The sequence below is a fragment of the Pseudomonas sp. GL-B-12 genome, from assembly GCF_019955895.1.
Classification (GTDB): Bacteria; Pseudomonadota; Gammaproteobacteria; order Pseudomonadales; family Pseudomonadaceae; genus Aquipseudomonas.
Window position 1 is genome coordinate 34,779 of record NZ_JAHBCX010000018.1, and the last position, 15,462, is coordinate 50,240.

The 15,462-nt window shown below is 59.8% G+C and carries 14 protein-coding genes; 8 read left to right on the top strand and 6 right to left on the bottom strand.

Annotated elements, in window-relative coordinates:
- The first annotated feature begins 124 nt into the window (after positions 1-124).
- A complete protein-coding gene (locus tag KGA85_RS11230; protein ID WP_007986083.1) occupies positions 125-301 on the top strand; it encodes a hypothetical protein in 177 nt (58 codons plus the stop codon).
- A 9-nt stretch (positions 302-310) separates the two neighbouring features.
- On the opposite strand, the gene KGA85_RS11235 is transcribed toward KGA85_RS11230, so the two are convergent.
- Complete coding sequence (locus tag KGA85_RS11235; protein ID WP_223459615.1) at positions 311-1,207, bottom strand: helix-turn-helix domain-containing protein; 897 nt, start codon at positions 1,205-1,207, stop codon at positions 311-313.
- Positions 1,208-1,397: 190 nt separating this feature from the next.
- Between KGA85_RS11235 and pobA the strand changes: the two genes are divergently transcribed.
- Complete coding sequence (gene pobA / locus KGA85_RS11240; RefSeq protein ID WP_411741613.1) at positions 1,398-2,582, top strand: 4-hydroxybenzoate 3-monooxygenase; 1,185 nt, start codon at positions 1,398-1,400, stop codon at positions 2,580-2,582.
- A gap of 78 nt (positions 2,583-2,660) precedes the next feature.
- Positions 2,661-4,178: an MDR family MFS transporter gene (locus KGA85_RS11245; RefSeq protein ID WP_223459619.1), complete on the top strand. Its 1,518-nt coding sequence runs from the start codon at positions 2,661-2,663 to the stop codon at positions 4,176-4,178.
- A gap of 123 nt (positions 4,179-4,301) precedes the next feature.
- On the opposite strand, the gene KGA85_RS11250 is transcribed toward KGA85_RS11245, so the two are convergent.
- The 4 genes from KGA85_RS11250 to KGA85_RS11265 form a co-directional block, all read right to left on the bottom strand.
- Entirely contained in the window at positions 4,302-5,150 is an 849-nt protein-coding gene (locus KGA85_RS11250; RefSeq protein ID WP_223532190.1) for a cache domain-containing protein, read from the bottom strand.
- A 267-nt stretch (positions 5,151-5,417) separates the two neighbouring features.
- Positions 5,418-6,290 (bottom strand): ATPase, encoded by an 873-nt coding sequence (locus KGA85_RS11255; protein ID WP_223459623.1) that lies wholly within the window; start codon positions 6,288-6,290, stop codon positions 5,418-5,420.
- Between the two features lie 117 nt (positions 6,291-6,407).
- On the bottom strand, positions 6,408-7,400 hold the full coding sequence (locus KGA85_RS11260) for an NAD-dependent epimerase/dehydratase family protein (protein ID WP_223459625.1): 993 nt from the start codon (positions 7,398-7,400) through the stop codon (positions 6,408-6,410).
- 96 nt (positions 7,401-7,496) lie between these two features.
- The gene (locus KGA85_RS11265; RefSeq protein ID WP_223459627.1) at positions 7,497-8,396 is read right to left on the bottom strand and encodes a LysR family transcriptional regulator ArgP; all 900 of its coding nucleotides are present in this window, start codon (positions 8,394-8,396) and stop codon (positions 7,497-7,499) included.
- Between the two features lie 96 nt (positions 8,397-8,492).
- Here KGA85_RS11265 and KGA85_RS11270 point away from each other — a divergent pair, with 96 nt between their 5' ends.
- The 3 genes from KGA85_RS11270 to KGA85_RS11280 all read left to right on the top strand — a co-directional run bounded on the left by KGA85_RS11270 (position 8,493) and on the right by KGA85_RS11280 (position 10,264).
- Positions 8,493-8,894, top strand: coding sequence for an ACT domain-containing protein (locus KGA85_RS11270; protein ID WP_223459629.1), 402 nt, complete (start codon positions 8,493-8,495; stop codon positions 8,892-8,894).
- Between the two features lie 6 nt (positions 8,895-8,900).
- Positions 8,901-9,503: a LysE/ArgO family amino acid transporter gene (locus KGA85_RS11275; protein WP_223534393.1), complete on the top strand. Its 603-nt coding sequence runs from the start codon at positions 8,901-8,903 to the stop codon at positions 9,501-9,503.
- Positions 9,504-9,667: 164 nt separating this feature from the next.
- Positions 9,668-10,264 (top strand): superoxide dismutase, encoded by a 597-nt coding sequence (locus tag KGA85_RS11280; protein ID WP_008022038.1) that lies wholly within the window; start codon positions 9,668-9,670, stop codon positions 10,262-10,264.
- On the opposite strand, the gene KGA85_RS11285 is transcribed toward KGA85_RS11280, so the two are convergent.
- Positions 10,254-10,574, bottom strand: coding sequence for a DUF6124 family protein (locus KGA85_RS11285; RefSeq protein WP_223532193.1), 321 nt, complete (start codon positions 10,572-10,574; stop codon positions 10,254-10,256). The two genes, KGA85_RS11280 and KGA85_RS11285, sit on opposite strands and share 11 nt — an antisense overlap.
- Before the next feature lie 1,128 nt (positions 10,575-11,702).
- Between KGA85_RS11285 and KGA85_RS11290 the strand changes: the two genes are divergently transcribed.
- Together KGA85_RS11290 and KGA85_RS11295 are read left to right on the top strand one after the other, a co-directional pair.
- Positions 11,703-13,754, top strand: a complete 2,052-nt coding sequence (locus KGA85_RS11290) for a putative bifunctional diguanylate cyclase/phosphodiesterase (protein ID WP_223459635.1) — start codon at positions 11,703-11,705, stop codon at positions 13,752-13,754.
- Positions 13,755-13,939: 185 nt separating this feature from the next.
- Positions 13,940-15,295, top strand: a complete 1,356-nt coding sequence (locus KGA85_RS11295; RefSeq protein ID WP_223543118.1) for an imelysin family protein — start codon at positions 13,940-13,942, stop codon at positions 15,293-15,295.
- The last annotated feature ends 167 nt before the right edge of the window (positions 15,296-15,462 follow it).

Sequence of the window (15,462 nt, forward strand, 5' to 3'; positions counted from 1 at the left end):
CCCACAAGGGGGCATCAATGTTCTGAATACCGCGTCAATTGCCGTACCCGCTTTGCTGGTAACTCACCCGCGCTGACCTATGCTCAAAGTAATACCGAAAGGTATTGGTTCAGAGGTCAACGCCATGAACATCAGAACAAGAAGATACCTCGCGATTTTCATCACCTGTGCGGTCACGCTCGGGCTGTATGGCGCTGCCGCCTGGCGCGTCGAGCAACTGCGCAACCTGCCCCGTGAATACGCGAGCTGCAACTTCGAGCGCTGCATCCCCCACAACGCTACCCTCAACGCCCTCCGGTAACGAAGGGGGTCAGGCTTCGTTGTCCTGATCGGCCTTCAAGCGGTCGCGGAACGCCTTAGGCGAAATCCCCACACGACGCCGGAACAGGCGCGTGAAGTTGGTCGGATCGGAAAACCCCAACACGTCGGACATTTCATAAATGGTCATGCTGGTGTAGGTCAGCAAACGCTTGGCCTCCAGCAATTGCCGTTCGTGCATGATTTGCAACGCCGGTTGCCCCGCCAACTCACGGCAGGTGCCGTTGAGGTGCGACACGGAAATCCCCAACCGATGGGCCAGGTCCTCGACCTTGACGTGCTGGCGATAGGTCTCTTCCACCAGCTGAATAAACCCGTTGAGGTATTCCCGGGCCCGCTGCGGTCGCGCCATGGCGGTGCGCCGCTGGATCACCTGGCGGCTGACCCACACCACGATCACACTGACCAGCGAATGCATGAGCATTTCCCGCGCCGGTTGATGACTGGTGTATTCATTCTGCAGGGCACTGAACAGGCTGCTGAGGTACTCGGCGTCCTTGCCTGCCGGGTAACTTTCGGCCTGGGCCAGGGCATTGACCGAGTGCCCCAACTGCATCTGCAGGTGGGCAATCAGCGGCGCGGCCAGGGTCACGACAAACCCTTCCACGTCTTCGGAAAAGCGAAAGCCGTGCACCGACAGCGGAGGCAGGATCTGGATCGCCGGCTCCACCAGTTGCGTACGCTTGCCTTCGATTTCAAGCTCTGCCTGACCTTTGAACACGAAGAGCAACTGGCACAAATCAGCGTGGCGGTGCGGTTTGATTTCCCAATGATGTTCGCGACTGCGTTTGGAAATGGTTTCACAGTGCAGCAAGTCCGGGGTCGGCCAATCCAGGCTTTCACCGTAGAGCTTGAACACCGGAATCGAAGGCAGGTCAGGCTTGTTCATCACTTCAATCCAGGCCTCGGAGTAGATGACGGGCGATAATCGCACCGATTGGCAGAATGTACAGCTATCGGCTCAGTTTTCACCTTCAATTGACAGACCCGCAAGGGAAAAATGCAAGCACTCGATCCATAAAAATCATTCACCGGCCCTGGTCGCGTGAAGCTTGCGAGTCATAAAAACAATGAAAACGCTGAAAACCCAAGTCGCCATCATTGGCGCCGGCCCTTCTGGCTTGTTGCTCGGCCAATTGCTGCACAACGCCGGAATCGACACCCTCATTCTCGAACGTCAGACCCCAGACTATGTACTCGGCCGAATCCGCGCCGGCGTGCTTGAACAAGGCATGGTAGAGCTGTTGCGTCAGGCCGGCGTGAGTCAGCGCATGGACGCCGAGGGACTGGTGCATGACGGCTTTGAACTGGCCCTCGACGGACGTCAGGTGCACATCGATTTGCAAGCGTTGACCGGCGGCAAGACGGTGATGATCTACGGCCAGACCGAAGTTACCCGCGACCTGATGGCCGCTCGTCGGGAGGCTGGCGCGCAGACGATTTATCAAGCCGACAACGTCGTTCCCCACGGCATGAAAACCGACGAAGCGTTTGTCACTTTTGAGAAAGACGGCGAGCTGTATCGTCTCGATTGCGACTACATCGCCGGTTGCGACGGCTTCCATGGGGTGGCGCGGCAATCGATTCCCGTCGACAGCCTGAAAGTCTTCGAACGGATCTATCCCTTTGGCTGGCTCGGGATCCTGGCCGATACCCCACCGGTCCATGAAGAACTGGTCTACGCCCGCCATGAGCGCGGTTTCGCGCTGTGCAGCATGCGCTCGCCGACACGCACCCGTTATTACCTGCAGGTGCCCACCAGCGATCATGTCGATAACTGGTCGGATCAACGCTTCTGGGACGAACTCAAGTCGCGACTGCCACAAGCGTTGGCGGACAAACTGGTAACGGGGCCGTCCATCGAAAAAAGCATCGCGCCACTGCGCAGCTTCGTGGTCGAACCCATGCAATACGGGCGCATGTTCCTGGTCGGCGATGCCGCGCACATCGTCCCGCCCACCGGCGCCAAGGGCCTGAACCTGGCGGCCAGTGACGTCAGTACGCTGTTCAATATCCTGCTCAAGGTTTACCGCGAAGATCGCCTTGATCTGCTGGAGAAATACTCGCAGATCTGCCTGCGCCGGGTGTGGAAGGCCGAGCGGTTTTCCTGGTGGATGACCTCGATGCTGCACCGTTTCGAAGATCACGATGCCTTTAGCCAGCGCATTGCTGAGTCGGAGCTGGAGTATTTTGTCGGCTCCGAGGCGGGTCGAAAAACCATTGCAGAAAACTACGTCGGGCTTCCTTATGAGGCTATCGAATAGCTTCCTACCGACTTACACTGGCGAGCATCCCCGCTCGCCTTGCTACTTGCGGGTCAATCACTGCCCGCAGGTTTTCCCGTGACCAATCTCCACCAGCCTGAAACGCCCAAACCGGCCATTCGCAGCGTGCTGATCGCCCTGATGCTGGCAATCTTTCTCGGCGCGCTGGACCAGACCATCGTCGCCGTTTCGATGCCGGCCATTTCCGCGCAATTCAAGGATGTCAGCCTGCTGGCCTGGGTGATTTCCGGCTACATGGTGGCCATGACCGTGGCGGTGCCGATCTACGGCAAACTGGGCGACCTGTACGGGCGGCGCAAGCTGATGCTGTTCGGCATGGGCCTGTTCACCCTGGCGTCGGTGTTCTGCGGCATGGCCCAGAGCATGGAGCAACTGGTGCTGGCGCGGATCCTCCAGGGCATCGGCGCCGGCGGAATGATCTCGGTGAGCCAGGCGATCATCGGTGACATCGTGCCGCCACGGGAGCGCGGTCGTTACCAGGGCTATTTCAGCAGCATGTATGCCGTGGCCAGCGTGGCCGGCCCGGTGCTCGGCGGCTACATGACCGAATACCTGTCCTGGCGCTGGGTGTTCCTGATCAACCTGCCGCTGGGCCTGGGTGCCTGGCTGGTGGCCCATCGCACGCTGGTGGGCCTGCCGATTCCGCAACGCAAACCGATCATCGATTACCTGGGCACCGTGCTGATGATCATCGGGCTCACGGCATTGTTGCTGGGCATCACCCAGGTCGGTCAGGGCCATTCGTGGCGCAGCGCCGAAGTGCTGGCGCTGCTGGCTAGTGCGGTGCTGGTGCTGGGGCTGTTCGTCGTTCACGAGCGGCGGGCACGGGAGCCGTTGTTGCCCATGCATCTGTTCGCCAACCGCAACGCGATCCTGTGCTGGTGCACGATTTTCTTCACCAGTTTCCAGGCCATCTCGCTGATCGTATTGATGCCGCTGCGCTTCCAGAGCGTCACCGGTGCCGGTGCCGACAGTGCCGCCCTGCATCTGCTACCGCTGGCCATGGGCTTGCCGATTGGCGCGTATTTCGCCGGCCGCCGCACCTCGGTGACCGGGCGCTACAAACCGATGATCCTTACCGGTGCTGCGCTGATGCCCGTCGCGATTATCGGCATGGCATTCAGCCCGCCGCAGGCGTTCGTCGTCAGCAGTCTGTTTATGCTGCTCTGCGGGATTGCCTCCGGTATGCAGTTCCCGACGTCATTGGTCGGCACGCAGAACTCGGTGGAGCAGCGGGACATCGGCGTGGCCACCAGCACCACCAATCTGTTCCGTTCGCTGGGTGGTGCCGTGGGTGTGGCGTTGATGTCGGCGCTGCTGTTGGCGTTGTTACAGGATTCGAGTTTTGCGCACCTGACCAGTTCGTCACTGATTGCCGAAGGCAGCTCGGGGAATGTGTTGCTGGACGGTTTGAACGCCGCACCGGGTGACGCGCAGAACGCTTTGCGTGCCGAGTTGTTGTTGACGTTCCGGCATTTGTTGACGGTGAGTGCGGCCGTTTCATTGCTGGGGCTGGCGGCGGCGATTGCGATGCCGAACATGTTGTTGCGCGGGCGCGAGGACAAGGTTCGATAGATAGACCGCGTCGCCTGTATTCGCGAGCAAGCCCGCTCCCACAGTTGACCGCGTGCTCATGAAGAACTCGGTCAACTGTGGGAGCGGGCTTGCTCGCGAAGGCGATCTAACAGCCACTACCATTCAAGGGCTGTAATACCCGACAGCCACCAGAAAATGCCCGACCTTCTTCAGGTAGGCATGTTTGTTCTCGACCTTGCCGGTCACCGGGTTTTTCCAGCGGTATTCGTATTCGCCATCATCCTGCTGGGCCATCAACGCCAGAATCGGCTCGCCCACCGGCTTGCCTTCCGGGTCCAGGATTTTGCTGAAGTCGGTATTGATCAGCCGCAGGTTGGTGCCATGGGCCACGTAACACTGGGTGTCCAGGTCGACGACGAACACATACAGGTCATCCTGCAGGTAGCCGCCCTTGAGGGAATTGATCGCCGTCAGGGTGCCTTTTTCGTCTTTGGCCAGATCGGTTGCCGCTTTGTTCAGCAAGGCCATGGCCTGTTCGGCGGAGGCTCGTGGCAGGTAATAACCGACCGCCAGAATCCGCTGGCCGATGCGCTGGTAGTAGACATGCTTGCGCTCGACCTTGCCGTCGCTCCAGTTCTGCCAGCGATATTCCGCCTGCTGAATGCCATTGCCTTCCGGCACTTTCAGGGCGTCCTTGAAGGTTTTCTGCAAATCCGGCCCAAGCACTTGCGACACGTCCCGACCAATCAGCGCCGACGACGGCCCGCCACTGGCGAGCATCACGCCCTTGGTGTCGAGCACGAAAACATAACGGTCCTTGTCGACAAACTCTCCCTGTCGGCTGAACGCCGCAAAGGCCTTGTCGCCATTCTCGTGGTAGTAAGCCAGGGCTTTTTCCAGCAGGGCGATGGCCGCCTTGCTGTCATCCTTTTCCGTCCCGGCGGCTTGCGTCTGGCCTAGGCACAACAAAAAAATGCCGCACAACAAGGCGAACCTATGCAGAAACCCCATTGCGCATCCCTCGTTCCTGGTGGTGTTTGAAGAGCGTAGACGGCAATGGGGGTGCATGGATATTCAGGAAAACACGGAGTGCTGTGGTGCGATGGGCTTGTGTGGCGAGGGAGCTTGCTCCCGCTGGGTGGCGCAGCCGCCCCAAATCCATTCACCGCGATTGCACAGGTAAACCGCGGTGCCCGATTTACGACTGCTGCGCAGCCGAGCGGGACGGTGCGGCGATCCGACAAGCTCCCTCGCCACAAATACTCACACCATTGACGATTACTGCCGCGCGCGCAGTTGCTGTTGAAGGTTCTGGATCTGCGCTTGAAGTGTGTTGATGTTGCGGGTGACCTGACTGCGGAAGGCATCGAACTCGGCAGTGTTGGTCGAACCCTGCGCGGCGGCCGGACGGTTGTCCTGCTCACTCTTGAGCACGATCATGTCTTGCTCAAGACGTTCGATGGCGGCGCTCGGGTTGCCTTGCTTTTTCAGCGAGACAATATCGGCGCCCAGGCTTTTCAGCTGTGCATCGAGTTTTTCGGCGTCGGACGGGGCACTTTTCAGGGCGGCCAATTCAGCGCTCAAGGCTTTGACCTGGGCCTGCAACTGCGTGTTGACCGTCTGATGTTCGGTGTCCTGGGCAGTCAACTGCACCAGGCGCTTGTCCAGTTCGGTGGTTTGCGCGGTCATCTGTGCCAGTCGCTTGTCCAGGTCCGAGGCCTGGCCGGCAACACCTTGCTGCTGGGCGCTCTGGTCCTGGAGCTTGCTTTCCAGCTGGCGGATTTGCAGCTTCAAGGCCTCGCTGTCGGTGTTGACACTGGTCTGGCTGGCGACAACCTTTCCGGAAATATCCTGCAGGCGCCCTGCCGCTTCCTCACTGATTCGCGCGAAGCTTTCCTGGGTCGCCACCAGTTGCTGTTCCATCAGGGAGATCTGCTGAAAGCTCCACCAGGCCAGGCCCGCGAACGCAAAGATCAGCGCCCCGACCAACGCCCACAGGGGGCCGGTGCTCGCCGCCTTGACCTTCACCACCGGCGCCGGGCGCGAATGCACGACCGTGCGCGCAGTAGGCGGAAAATCGTCGTCGAGAACGTCTGCACGCAGGCTCGGTACATCGTCGAAGTCGTCGTTGGCATCGTTACGCATGGACATTGAATAAACCTTAGTGAAACACATGATGGCTTTATGCCGCGCAGTATAAACCCCGCAGCCGTAACCATTGACCCTGAAGTCCCGTTTCCGGTTCAGTAAGGGGTCGTTGTCCTGACATCATCGAATAGCCTGAGCCTTCCACCAGCCACAGAATTCATCGAGGGCCGTCCAGAGGCTGACCTTGGGATCGTAATCCAGATAATGCCGGGCGCGACTGATGTCCAGGGTGAAATTTTTGTTCATGACCTGCATGCCCAGACGCGACAGCGTCGGTTCGGGACGCCCCGGCCACAACTTGCACACACCCTCGTTGAGCGCCGCCACGCTGTAGGCCAGGCCGTAGGAACGGTAGCGGGTTACCTGTGGGACTTCCATGTTGCGCATGACGTAATTGACCACGTCCCACAGGGGAATCGGCGTGCCGTTGCTGATGTTGTAAGCCTTGCCCAACGCAGAACCGCTGGCCAGCAAACTGCTGAGCAACGCTTCGTTGAGGTTTTGCACGCTGGTGAAATCAACTTTGTTCAGACCGTTGCCGATGATTGCCAGGCGCCCCTTGCGCTGCATGTTCAACAGGCGCGGGAAGATGCTCATGTCGCCGGCCCCGGTGACGAAACGCGGGCGCAGGGCCAGGGTTTCGAGGCCGAACTCCTGGGCGCCGAAGACTTTTTGCTCGGCCAGGTACTTGGTGGCGGCGTAAGGGTGCTTGAAGCGCTTGGGCACCTGTTCTTCGGTCAGGCCCAGGTGATCGCGACCATCGAAGTAGATAGACGGCGACGACAAATGCACCAACCGCCGAACCCGTTGCTTCAGGCAGGCTTCGACCACGTTCTCGGTGACCTGGACGTTGCCCTGATGGAAGTCCTGATAACGTCCCCACAAACCGACTGCCCCGGCGCAATGCACCACGGCCTCGACGTCCGAACACAGCTCGCGCGCCAGTTCCGGGTCGCTCAAGTCGCCCTGAATGAACTCGGCTCCGCGGCGTACCAGATGCTCCACACTCTCGGCCCGGCGACCGTTGACCCGCACGTCCAGGCCCTGCTCCAGGGCAAAACGCGCAAAGCGTCCGCCAATGAAGCCGCTTGCGCCGGTAACCAGAATCTTCATGAATTGCTCCAACCAATGCAGTGGCGAGCTTCAAGCTGCACCCTGCAAATTAAAAACGGTCCGCAAGCGCTTCACTTGCAGCTTGCAGCTTGACGCTTACTGCTGCTCCAAGGGCACCAGCCATTGCTTCGATGCGCGTACCAATTGATCGGTGAGTAAACCCAGCAACTGGCCGCCATTACGCCAATGATGCCAGTACAGCGGCACATCGATCGGCTTATCTGGCAGCAGCTCCTGCAATACGCCCCTTTCCAGTTGCTCGCGTACCTGCAGTTCCGGAACCAGCCCCCAGCCCAGCCCGGCTTCCGTCAGACGAATGAAACCTTCGGAGGACGGGCATAAATGGTGTTCGAAACCGCCCTCGACGCCCAGAGACGCAAGGTACCGATGCTGCAGGAAATCGTCCGGGCCAAACACCAGCGCCGGGGTTCGGGCCAACTGATCGGCGCGTACGCCCTGCGGAAAATGCCGGGCAATAAACGCAGGGCTGGCCAGCGCACGGTAACGCATGGCCCCCAGCAACACGCTGCGCGCACCCGCCACCGGACGCTCGCTGGCGCAGACGCAGGCCGCCACTTCACCGGCGCGCATGCGCTTGAGGCCGACGGTCTGGTCTTCGACCACCAGATCCATCAGCAGATGCTGTTCGGCGCAAAACGCCCCCACGGCCTGCGCCCACCAAGTGGCCAGGCTGTCGGCGTTCAGGGCGATCCGCAGGCGTTCCGGCAGGCCCTCTTCATCCAGCGCCGGCACCAGGCCTTGCAAATCCCGTTCAAGCAAGCGCACCTGCTGCACGTGGTTGAGCAGCCGTCGACCGATTTCCGTCGGCGTTGGCGGCGTGGCCCGCACCAGCACTGGCTGGCCAACCCGCGCTTCCAGCAGCTTGATGCGCTGGGAGATCGCCGATTGCGACAAGCCCAGCACCTGGGCCGCCCGTTCAAAACCGGCCTGTTCGACCACGGCGGCCAAGGCAGAAAGCAATTTATAGTCGAACATCAGTTTTCCTAATGAGCGATCAGCAAGATTGGTTTTTCTTATACAGCCTTCACAAGGACAATGACCAGCAAGAACTCTTGAACAAGGATCACCCACATGGCTGGCGAAACTTCATTGGCAACGCTGCTGCGCAGCATGAGCCCACAACTCAACGCGGGCGAATACGTGTTCTGCACTTTGCGCGACGGCAAGTTGCCTACGGATCTGGAAATTGTCGGCAGCTTCCGCGAGCAGGAAGGCCTGACCGTGATCCTCGAACGTTCCCACGCCGAAAAAGCCGGATTCAGCTTCGACTACATCGCCGCCTGGATCACCTTGAACGTACATTCGGCCCTCGAAGCGGTCGGCCTGACCGCCGCATTCGCCACGGCGCTTGGCCAGGCAGGAATCAGCTGCAACGTGATTGCCGGCTACTACCACGACCATTTGTTTGTCGGCCAGGCCGACGCCGACCGTGCCCTGCAAGTGTTGCGGGATCTGGCAGCCAACGCGGAGTAAAAAATCATGTGGCAAAGTTATGTGAACGGCCTGTTGGTGGCCTTCGGCCTGATCATGGCGATCGGCACCCAGAATGCGTTTGTCCTGGCGCAAAGCCTGCGGCGTGAACATCACCTGCCGGTGGCAGCACTCTGCGTGACTTGCGACGCCCTGTTGGTAGCAGCCGGGGTATTCGGCCTGGCGACGGTACTGGCACAAAATCCGACACTGCTGGCCATCGCCCGTTGGGGCGGCGCAGCGTTTCTGTTGTGGTATGGCAGCCAGGCGTTGCGCCGGGCCTTTTCGAAGCAGAGCCTTGAGCAGGGCGAAAGCCAGACCGTACGCTCGTTGCGGGCGGTCATGCTCAGCGCGCTGGCAGTGACCTTGCTCAACCCACACGTCTATCTGGACACCGTTTTGCTGATCGGCTCCCTGGGCGCTCAACAAACCGAGCCCGGCGCTTATGTAGTCGGCGCGGCCAGTGCCTCGCTGTTGTGGTTTTTCACCTTGGCCCTCGGTGCGGCATGGCTGGCACCGTGGCTCGCCCGCCCCAGCACCTGGCGAATTCTCGATCTGTTGGTGGCGGTGATGATGTTTGCCGTAGCACTGCAGTTGATCGCGGCCAGCTGATTCGCGGAACCTCTATTCCACACAGTTGTTGCGTGGTTATGCCGTCCCCCCGGTGCTATGATCCGACTCCCTGCGCCGCAAAGAGTACAAACTCCCCGGCGCTTGTCTGGCCGCCCGTGATCGGCCTTGCGCTCACCGCAACTGACCTGATTAGGAGAATCATCATGGCTTTCGAATTGCCGCCACTGCCGTACGCACACGATGCCCTGCAGCCGCACATCTCCAAGGAAACCCTGGAGTTCCACCACGACAAGCACCACAACACCTACGTCGTGAACCTGAACAACCTGGTGCCAGGCACCGAGTTCGAAGGCAAGACCCTGGAAGAAATCGTCAAGACTTCCTCGGGCGGTATCTTCAACAACGCCGCTCAGGTCTGGAACCACACTTTCTACTGGAACTGCCTGGCGCCAAACGCCGGCGGTCAACCAACCGGCGCTCTGGCTGAAGCCATCAACGCGGCTTTCGGTTCGTTCGACAAGTTCAAGGAAGAGTTCAGCAAGACTTCCATCGGCACCTTCGGTTCCGGTTGGGGCTGGCTGGTGAAGAAGGCTGACGGTTCCCTGGCCCTGGCCAGCACCATCGGCGCCGGCAACCCGCTGACCAACGGCGACACCCCGCTGCTGACCTGCGACGTCTGGGAGCACGCTTACTACATCGACTACCGCAACCTGCGTCCAAAGTATGTCGAAGCGTTCTGGAACCTGGTCAACTGGAAATTCGTGGCTGAGCAGTTCGAAGGCAAAACCTTCACCGCTTAAGCTCGACGCCAGTCAAAAGAACCCGGCTTATGCCGGGTTTTTTTATGGAAGGATATGAGCAACGGGACGGTGGCGATCGTTCCGCCGCCTTCGCCAGCATGATGATCTGCGCAATGGCCAACGCCGTGTTGCGCTGAGGGCCGGTCAGGAAGGTGGCGAAATCACTCGCCATGACGTTGGCTGAAGCCAGTGATTCACAGGCGTGGGCCAGCAGGCTTTCAGTGTCCATGTCGGGGACGATCGTGAACATGGTGCGGGGGCTGTAGGGTTTGGTGGTGTTGTAAGGGGGATCGGGGATTAACTTATCCACTGAAATATTCCTATGCGGTGGGTGCCACCCATTGCCGTTCTCACTCGGCAAAGAGGTGGCAGCTATGTGCGAGGTGAGAAAACCGGTCATAGACACCCGGCCAGACAAAAGTCTGCCCGCACACAGCCGCCATAACGCATTTACAGACAGCGGATAAGCTGGCGGCAATTATGCGGATACTGGCACTGGATGACTATGACTTGCCGGGTTCTCACACCCGATCGCTGAGTATTCAGCGACAGCCAAAGGCTATTCAGCCCGCTTCCGACGGGCAACCTGAAAACTGCGTGGGAAACTTCTGGCGCTTTCCTACACCGCGTTAACCCGCAAAAACGTAACGCGGAGCGTCTCTGGCAGCATTCCCACGCGGGAAGCGTGGGAACGATCAGCTTAGAGGCGTGGGAGATTGGTCGGCTGTCAGGCCGCCATCGCGAGCAAGCTCGCCCCCACAGAAAAGCAAAGACAGGTCGGTGTACACAGTCGCTCCTCACCACTCATCAGGCCGAGCGTTAGCTCGCCTGCAGCTCTTGATCTTGATCCACCCGCCCCCTCGGAAGGCTGAGTGGAGGTGTTCATCCGGGGGTGGGCGCGCAGCGCCGTTCGGCGAAGCCGAACACATCGAGAGGAGGTCGAGCGAAGCCGACCGGAGGCGATGCCCCCCGGATGAATGCCGGAGCGAAGGAACCCCGAGCCCAGGCGAGGGGCCGTACGTTCGGGGCGAGCGTTTTTTGGGTTACTTTTTTTAGGCGCTTGTAAAAAAAGTGACTCGCCGTAAGGGCGAAACCATAAGCCGCCGTTACCGAAGAAATGGATATGTACTCCGTTAAAGTTCCAAAACAACCTACAGAATCCAAGGCATTTTTCGACGATGAAACAAGACTTCCGGGCCTTGCTCCCCCGCCGCGGGCGACTAACATCAACAAAAGGAAAATATCTCCACCCCCGCCCCTCAAGTTGAAGGACTCGACAACCGACACAGTGCTAATAGGCTAACTCGTCAAGACAACTGCAAATCGGCCAGGCTGAAGGCAAAATCCCCCAAGGATGATTGTCCCTTTGACTGCCATTAAGGGATTGCCAATACTCATGGCAACTTGATGCCCCCCGCACGGAACAAGGAATAACCCTTTGAAGCTGGAACTCAAGAACAGCTTGTCGGTGAAGTTGCTCCGGGTCGTGCTCCTGTCGGCATTGATCGTCGGCGTGGTCTTGAGCTGCGCGCAGATTGTGTTCGATGCCTATAAAACACACCAGGCCGTCGCCAACGATGCCGAGCGCATCCTCGACATGTTTCGCGACCCCTCGACCCAGGCCGTCTACAGCCTGGATCGGGAAATGGGCATGCAGGTGATCGAAGGCCTGTTTCAGGACGCCGCCGTGCGCCAGGCCTCCATCGGCCATCCCAACGAAGCCATGCTCGCGCAAAAAACCCGCGAGTTGCAGCACTCCCACAGTCGCTGGCTGACCGACCTGATTCTTGGCAAGGAACGCACCTTCACCACCCAGCTGGTCGGTCGCGGGCCTTACAGCGAGTATTACGGCGACCTGAGCATCACCCTTGATACCGCCACCTACGGCCAAGGGTTCATTGTCAGCTCGGTGATCATCTTCATTTCCGGCGTACTGCGCGCGCTCGCCATGGGGCTGGTGCTGTATCTGGTTTACCACTGGCTGCTGACCAAGCCGTTGTCGCGGATCATCGAGCACCTCACGGAAATCAATCCGGATCGTCCCAGCGAACACAAGATTCCGCTGCTCAAGGGGCACGAGAATAACGAACTGGGCATCTGGATCAACACCGCCAACCAGTTGCTCGAATCCATCGAACGCAATACCCATCTGCGCCACGAAGCGGAAAACAGCCTGTTGCGCATGTCCCAGTACGATTTCCTGACGGGGCTGCCGAACCGGCAGCAGTTGCAGCAGCAACTGGACAAGATCCTCGTCGACGCCGGCAAATTACAGCGCCGGGTCGCAGTGTTGTGTGTCGGCCTGGATGACTTCAAGGGCATCAACGAGCAGTTCAGCTATCAGACCGGCGACCAGTTGTTGCTGGCCCTGGCCGATCGCCTGCGCGGTCACAGCGGTCGCCTGGGCGCCCTCGCCCGTCTCGGTGGCGACCAGTTCGCCCTGGTCCAGGCCGACATCGAGCAGCCCTACGAAGCCGCCGAGCTGGCGCAAAGCATTCTTGATGACCTGGAAGCGGCGTTTGCCCTCGACCATCAGGAGATCCGCCTGCGCGCCACCATCGGCATCACCCTGTTCCCCGAGGACGGCAACAGCACCGAAAAGTTGCTGCAAAAGGCCGAGCAGACCATGACGCTGGCCAAGACCCGTTCGCGCAACCGCTATCAGTTCTATATCGCCAGCGTCGACACCGAAATGCGCCGCCGCCGCGAGCTGGAAAAAGACCTGCGCGATGCGTTGATCCGCAATCAGTTCTACCTCGTCTACCAGCCGCAGATCAGCTACCGCGACAACCGCGTGGTGGGCGTCGAAGCCCTGATTCGCTGGCAACACCCCGAGCACGGCATGGTGCCGCCGGACCTGTTCATCCCCCTGGCCGAACAGAATGGCACCATCATTGCCATCGGCGAGTGGGTACTGGACCAGGCCTGCAAGCAACTACGCGAGTGGCATGACCAGGGCTTCAGCGACCTGCGCATGGCGGTGAACCTGTCCACGGTTCAATTGCACCACGCCGAACTGCCACGGGTGGTCAACAACCTGCTGCAGATGTATCGCCTGCCGCCACGCAGCCTGGAGCTGGAAGTCACCGAAACCGGCCTGATGGAAGACATCAGCACCGCAGCCCAGCACCTGCTCAGCCTGCGCCGCTCCGGCGCGCTGATCGCCATCGATGACTTCGGAACCGGCTATTCGTCCTTGAGCTATCTCAAGAGCCTGCCGCTGGACAAGATCAAGATCGACAAGAGCTTCGTTCAGGACCTGCTCGATGACGACGACGATGCGACCATCGTTCGCGCCATCATCCAGCTGGGCAAGAGCCTGGGCATGCAAGTGATTGCCGAAGGCGTGGAAACCGCCGAGCAAGAGGCCTACATCATCTCCGAAGGCTGCCACGAAGGTCAGGGCTATCACTACAGCAAGCCGTTGCCGGCACGGGAACTGGGCGTTTACCTCAAGCAGGCCCAACGCAGTAATGCGGTCATCCTCTGAATCGTCAAAAACCGCACGGCGACGCTTACCCGCTCGGGCGATCTTTTGATTTGCAGCAAACCACCCGCTGAATAAGAAATATTTACAGGTACAACCCTTTACACATAATGCGAAAGATTTGCATTATGTCGCAGTTTTGCGTGCGCATAGCACGACTCCACCCCTATCGAAGCAGGATGTTCGCCATGATTCGTATGCCTCTGGCTACCGCCAGTCTGTTGGCCATCGCTATTTCCCTCGCCGGTTGTGGCGAAGGTAAAGACCAAGAAAAAGCTGCCGCGCCTGCGCCAGCTGCCAGCACTGCGGCTGCCCCGGCTGCTCCAGCCGCAGCGCCTGCCGCTGCCGGTAAAGTCGACGAAGCCGCCGCCAAAGCCGTTGTCGCCCATTACGCCGACATCGTTTTCGCCGTTTACAGCGATGCCGAATCCACCGCGAAGACCCTGCAAACCGCCGTAGACGCCTTCCTCGCCAAGCCGAACGCCGACACCCTGAAAGCCGCCAAGGCTGCCTGGGTTGCCGCTCGCGTGCCTTACCTGCAGAGCGAAGTGTTCCGCTTCGGCAACACCATCGTTGACGACTGGGAAGGTCAGCTGAACTCCTGGCCGCTGGACGAAGGCCTGATCGACTACGTCGACAAATCCTACGAACACGCACTGGGCAACCCGGGTGCCACTGCCAACATCATCGCCAACACTGAAGTGCAGATCGGCGAAGACAAGGTCGATGTCAAAGACATCACCCCGGAAAAACTCGCCAGCCTGAACGAGCTGGGCGGTTCCGAGGCCAACGTCGCCACCGGCTACCACGCCATCGAATTCCTGCTCTGGGGCCAGGACTTGAACGGCACCGGCCCTGGCGCCGGCAACCGTCCGGCTTCGGACTACCTGGAAGGCAAAGGCGCTACCGGCGGTCACAACGATCGTCGTCGTGCTTACCTGAAGTCTGTGACTCAGCTGCTGGTCAGCGACCTGGAAGAAATGGTCGGTAACTGGAAGCCGAACGTGGCTGACAACTACCGCGCCACCCTGGAAGCAGAACCGGCTGAAACCGGCCTGCGCAAAATGCTGTTCGGCATGGGCAGCCTGTCCCTGGGCGAACTGGCGGGCGAGCGCATGAAGGTTTCCCTGGAAGCCAACTCCCCGGAAGACGAACAGGATTGCTTCAGCGACAACACCCACAACTCGCACTTCTACGATGCCAAGGGCATTCGTAACGTGTACCTGGGCGAATACACCCGCGTCGACGGCACCAAAATGACCGGCGCCAGCCTGTCGTCCCTGGTGGCCAAAGCCGACCCGGCTGCCGACACCGCGCTGAAAGCCGACCTGGCCGCCACCGAAGCCAAGCTTCAGGTCATGGTCGACCACGCCAACAAGGGTGAGCACTACGACCAGTTGATCGCTGCCGGCAACACCGCGGGCAACCAGATCGTCCGTGACGCCATCGCGTCTCTGGTCAAGCAGACCGGTTCGATCGAAGCCGCCGCTGGCAAACTGGGCATCAACGACCTGAACCCGGACAACGCTGATCACGAATTCTGATCAACGCTGGCTGAGTGAAAAAGGCGACCTTCGGGTCGCCTTTTTCATATCAGCTTTTAGGGTGATGCTGGTGGCCTCATCGCGGTCTCAAGTGAAAATCCTGTCCCACATCAAGCAAACGATAATTCCTCTTATTCAAATTCCCATCCCCTGTTAGACTTTGCGCC

Excerpts from the sequence above, each read along its gene's own strand:
- KGA85_RS11230 (WP_007986083.1), top strand. The coding sequence starts at position 125 with ATGAACATCAGAACAAGAAGATACCTCGCGATTTTCATCACCTGTGCG.
- KGA85_RS11235 (WP_223459615.1), bottom strand. The coding sequence starts at position 1,207 with ATGAACAAGCCTGACCTGCCTTCGATTCCGGTGTTCAAGCTCTACGGT.
- KGA85_RS11250 (WP_223532190.1), bottom strand. The coding sequence starts at position 5,150 with ATGGGGTTTCTGCATAGGTTCGCCTTGTTGTGCGGCATTTTTTTGTTG.
- KGA85_RS11255 (WP_223459623.1), bottom strand. The coding sequence starts at position 6,290 with ATGTCCATGCGTAACGATGCCAACGACGACTTCGACGATGTACCGAGC.
- KGA85_RS11260 (WP_223459625.1), bottom strand. The coding sequence starts at position 7,400 with ATGAAGATTCTGGTTACCGGCGCAAGCGGCTTCATTGGCGGACGCTTT.
- KGA85_RS11265 (WP_223459627.1), bottom strand. The coding sequence starts at position 8,396 with ATGTTCGACTATAAATTGCTTTCTGCCTTGGCCGCCGTGGTCGAACAG.
- KGA85_RS11270 (WP_223459629.1), top strand. The coding sequence starts at position 8,493 with ATGGCTGGCGAAACTTCATTGGCAACGCTGCTGCGCAGCATGAGCCCA.
- KGA85_RS11275 (WP_223534393.1), top strand. The coding sequence starts at position 8,901 with ATGTGGCAAAGTTATGTGAACGGCCTGTTGGTGGCCTTCGGCCTGATC.
- KGA85_RS11280 (WP_008022038.1), top strand. The coding sequence starts at position 9,668 with ATGGCTTTCGAATTGCCGCCACTGCCGTACGCACACGATGCCCTGCAG.
- KGA85_RS11295 (WP_223543118.1), top strand. The coding sequence starts at position 13,940 with ATGATTCGTATGCCTCTGGCTACCGCCAGTCTGTTGGCCATCGCTATT.